Raw genomic sequence first — 3,369 nt, 5'->3', positions numbered from 1 at the left:
CTGACTGAATTTACGGCGCCCGCAGAAACGATCCGTTATTTTGAAGAAGTAAGAAACGCGGCAATTTATTTGATATTTTATTTTTGCCTTTACAAGTATTACATTTTTATCGCCTGTCAACACATAGCCGTTTTTATCAATGTCGGAGGAGACTACGATTCCCTGCGGTTTATAGTGCGTAGTAACTTCAATTTCCTGTACTGTATGTACCGGTATTTTTATTACTTTGTCGATAAAAAACGGAAACGCAAAATGAAGTCCCGGTTTTTTAATTTGTTTTTCCGGAGAATTGCCAAGAAGTTTTCCAAAACGAAGCACAACAGCGGTCTGACTGCTTTCAACGCGGTATACGCCGGAAAGAACGATAAGAACTGCGGCGAAACACACTGTCAGCTTGAAATACTTGATAATGTATTCCATTATTTGGGTAAAAACAATAAAAACCTTGTTTTTCATTGCCGTTATCCTAATTTGACCCCGTTATTACGTCAAACGGAGATTCATTTGTCCGCATAATTATTGTCGTGTCGGCGTTTACGGAATTCTCAAGCGCGAGCAATCGTTTTAAAAAGACAAACAACCTTGAGTTTCTGTCATAAGCTTCGCCGTAGATACTCGCGATCATTCTTTCAGTTTCAGCGTCAATTTGCGACGCTTCAAGTTTGCCCTGAGCGTAGATTTCCGCGGCTCTCGCGTCCGCTTCTCCCGTGATTATCGCTGAGTCCCGTTCCCCTTCAGCGACAAATTGAGAAACATATTTTTGCCTGTCCGCTATCATCTGATTAAAAACGCTTTTTATGTTAGCTTCGGGAAGCGCAAGCCGTTTTATTTTTAACGCTTGAATCCCAATGCCATAATTTGCAAGCGCGGATTGGGCGGTCTTTTCTTCTATGGCTTTACATATTTCATCTATTTTAATTTCTTCGATGTTAGTTGACACCAGCGAGGAAAGCCTGTAATTTCCAATAACGCTGTTTTTTGCCGTTGCCGCCAAATCGTTAAGATGTCTTTGCGCGGCGTTATAATTTCCTATGCTTGTATGAAACTTTTTTATATCTGTTATTCGCCATACAATATAGGTTTGAAGGATAATATTTATTTTATCGTTTGTAAGGGTTTCATTATAACCGGAATCCATATATTGATTTCTGGTATCATAAGTTATTACTTTGTCAACAGGCCACGGAAGTTTAAAATACAAACCCGCGTTGTTATGCACATTAACAATTTTCCCAAATCTTGATATAATAACGTTATAACCTTCTTTTACGGTAAATGTGAATCCCGCCGCCACTACGATAACTATAAAAATTAAAACAAATAATACTTTGTATATTTTACTCATTGCCGTCTCCTTTATTAGCGTCTAACAAATTAACAGTGTTTACTTTTCCTATAATAAATTTTGATATAGCGTTTTCCGCTCCGCGTGAAAATACATACACTTTATTGCCTCTTATAATTTTTTGGTATACGTCAAGATTTTTGGTTAATTGGTATGAACCGGGAGAAATTCTATACGCTTCCGTTGCCGCGTAAAAAACAGCCGCCTCTTTTTGAGCGTCGCTTGTCCTGCTGTACTGCATGGCTCTCGCGCCGTCAATCGCAAGCTTGCTCTGCTTTGCAGAGTCTATCACTTTTGTTTCGGCGTAGGTATGCGCCTTTGTAATCGCCGTGGTTTTATTAATAGAAGCACTTACAACATTTTGATATACGTCCGCAATATCCACCGGAGGGTGTATGTTTTCAATAACGACTTGAATAATAGAAAATCCCAGTTTTTCCGATTTACAAAAATCAGATAACTCGTTTAGTACGGAAACCGAAAGGGAATTTCTGTCCTCGTTTAAAAATGAGTCAAGCGTAGTATTGATAGTACGCGTCATAAGCGCGTTGTAAGCGGCTGCGCTTAAAACAGCTTCCGCATTTGTACAAGTTTTAATATACGAATATAAATCAGAAATTACATATATAATTTTTAAATTGACCGCGACCATTTCATTGCCGTTGCCAAGTAACAGCATATACTCGCCAATATCGTGTTTTTGCGTCCACAAAAAATTCGCGTTTCCCGATGATTCATAGCCGATTTGCATGGAAGCGGCTCGATGGACATCGTATATTTCCACTTTATCTACAGGCCAGGGAAACTTGAAATGCAGCCCCGCGTCTTTTATGGAAGAACGATCCAGCTTGCCAAAGTGATAAACCGCCGCCTGTTGATGAGGTTGCACTACAAAAACGCCTGTTGAAAGAAATAAAACAAAAATAAAGGCAAGCGCCAGAGCGGGTAAAATTTTTAAAGTATACCTTATTGTGTACAGCGATTTTAGCGATACTTTCCATTTAGCCGCCGCTTCCGCAAATTGATCTTTTGTCAGTAAAAATTTAGGAAACAGCGCGTAATCAAAATTTAAAATATTTCCTTTTAACGTTGAAAGCAAAATATTAACCGCAAGCGAAACGACAAAATAAATTGAGACGGCATAATAAACCCATTGTAAGATCACAAGAATATTGATTTTAAGTACCGATGCCGCCGCGATAACTCCCGCATAGATAAATGAAGTATATGAAAAAAAAGTGAGAATATCGCGGGAAATTTTGTCTGTAGAGCATGAATCGTTGTCTTTTCGCGTTTTAAGATAAAGAATGGCTACACATGGGAATATAAGCAGTAATACAGCGTCTACGATACCAAGTTGGTAATCTTCAACATAGGACAAAGGCAAAACCTTAAAAATTCCGCTTATACGCCAAACCGCTATACATAAAAAGGAGACGATATAAACCCATGTGCATATACGTTTTTCAAGGCTTACGCTTTCCTTATGCGGCTGTGAAACATTTTCTTTTTTTATTTCGAGTAAGCCTTCCTGTTGTACGTCACTGATATTTTCTATTTTTTCTGTTTCTTGCGGTTCTTCATTCTTTTCTTCTATATTTAATTTACGTTTATTAAATTTTCTTTTAAATAACCCAATAATTTTAATTAATTGCTTTTGCTTAAACCATTCGTCAAATTTATTTATCTCATAAAAAACCGTTATCAAAACAAGGAAAAGCGTCATGGTGAAAGCAAGATTGCCAAGACTTAATAATATGGCGCATCCGTTTCTAAAATAAGAAAAAAAATTTAAAAAGATAACCGCAATAATTAAGAGTATAATTGGAAACAGTCTTATTTCTGAATTTTGCGATTTTTTATCTTCCGTCATAATATTACTTTTAATAATACCTCACAAGGACATTGAATGTACAGAGGGACTGCCCTTTTTACGGACAGCCCCTTTTGCTGTTAATATCTGTCATAACATTTGCGCTATGGACAGACTCTAAGATATTTTTAAAATTTCAACGCAACCAGTA

General features: G+C 37.3%; 3 protein-coding genes. All 3 read right to left on the bottom strand.

From position 1 onward, the window contains the following. Positions 1 to 456 (bottom strand): SPFH domain-containing protein (locus ACYVRA_RS05955; RefSeq protein ID WP_461251833.1); only part of this gene is annotated, 456 nt, incomplete at its 3' end. Between the two features lie 10 nt (positions 457 to 466). After that, positions 467 to 1,345: a protease modulator HflC gene (gene hflC / locus ACYVRA_RS05950; RefSeq protein ID WP_461251832.1), complete on the bottom strand. Its 879-nt coding sequence runs from the start codon at positions 1,343 to 1,345 to the stop codon at positions 467 to 469. Then, a complete protein-coding gene (locus tag ACYVRA_RS05945; protein WP_461251831.1) occupies positions 1,338 to 3,218 on the bottom strand; it encodes an SPFH domain-containing protein in 1,881 nt (626 codons plus the stop codon). The genes hflC and ACYVRA_RS05945 overlap by 8 nt, the downstream gene beginning before the upstream one ends. Between the last annotated feature and the right edge of the window lie 151 nt (positions 3,219 to 3,369).

This window comes from Treponema sp. R8-4-B8 (assembly GCF_054786175.1).
Note: the sequence above shows the minus strand (reverse complement) of the source record. Positions and strands in the feature narration are given on the sequence as shown.